Origin of the sequence: Pseudomonas sp. Pseusp97 (assembly GCF_047304025.1) — a bacterium.
GTDB lineage: Bacteria > Pseudomonadota > Gammaproteobacteria > Pseudomonadales > Pseudomonadaceae > Pseudomonas.
Window position 1 is genome coordinate 1 of sequence record NZ_JBGLYK010000554.1, and the last position, 261, is coordinate 261.

Below are 261 nucleotides of genomic sequence, written 5' to 3' on the forward strand. Positions count from 1 at the left end.
GCCCTGGCGGCGGTCGGCATGCAGCCCGCCCAGGCGGCCGCGCCCTGCAAACCCGTCTACCTGACGCTGGACACCGGCCACATGGCCGTCGCGCCGATGATGGCCGAGGTGCTGAACAAACACCAGGTCAAGGTCACGTTTTTTGCCGCCAACGAGCGCACGCAGACCGGCGACGGCAGCCTGGGCGCGGAGTGGGCTCCGTGGTGGAAGGCGCGGGCCGCCGAAGGCCATGAGTTCGCTTCCCACACCTGGGACCATGTG

1 protein-coding gene is annotated in these 261 nt (G+C 69.7%); it reads left to right on the forward strand.

Annotation, left to right across the window (positions count from 1 at the left end; translation table 11 throughout):
* On the forward strand, window positions 1–261 hold a 261-nt coding region (locus ACCC94_RS30315; RefSeq protein ID WP_413353247.1), incomplete at both ends, for a polysaccharide deacetylase family protein.